This window comes from Paenibacillus sp. YAE3 (assembly GCF_057546105.1).
Genome location: NZ_BAAIYF010000045.1, coordinates 1 through 554, shown reverse-complemented (window position 1 = coordinate 554; position 554 = coordinate 1). Strand labels below are relative to the sequence as shown.

Genomic DNA, 554 nt, shown 5'->3' with positions numbered 1-554 from the left:
TATCAAAAAATCCAGTGTCATCTCTTACAGCAAGGATGACCTGGTGAAAAACGGGCCAAAAATCGTGACCCTGGCCGAGCAGGAAGGGCTGGCGGGGCATGGACGCGCCATAACCGAGAGACTGCGCGACTTTGATCGCGAGAAGCAGGAGTGTGACCAGTGATGAGTGATCGTACAATCCGCACAGCAGCTATTGAGCGCAATACAAATGAGACGCAGATCGCCCTTTCTTTTGGCGTAGATGGAGCAGGCGAAAGCAAGCAGGACTCGGGAGTGCCTTTTTTGGACCACATGCTTGACCTGTTCACCCGGCACGGGCATTTTGATCTGACGGTAAAAGCAAAAGGAGACATCGAAATCGACTACCACCACACGGTAGAGGACATCGGCATCTGTCTCGGGCATTGCATCCGCGAGGCACTGGGCGACAAAAAAGGAATCAAGCGCTACGGGAACGCCTTTGTTCCGATGGATGACGCGCTGGCGCAGGTTGTGATCGACATTAGCAACCGGCCGCATCTGGAGTATCGGGCCGCTTATCCTACGAACATGGT

Annotated in this window: 2 protein-coding genes; both read left to right on the top strand. The window is 54.0% G+C overall.

The features are described from left to right. The first annotated feature begins 1 nt into the window (after position 1). Positions 2-163, top strand: coding sequence for a histidinol dehydrogenase (locus AC27KL_RS28100; RefSeq protein ID WP_487171802.1), 162 nt, complete (start codon positions 2-4; stop codon positions 161-163). Continuing rightward, positions 163-554: imidazoleglycerol-phosphate dehydratase (locus tag AC27KL_RS28095; RefSeq protein ID WP_487171801.1), on the top strand; the 392-nt coding region annotated here is incomplete at its 3' end. The genes AC27KL_RS28100 and AC27KL_RS28095, both read left to right, overlap by 1 nt.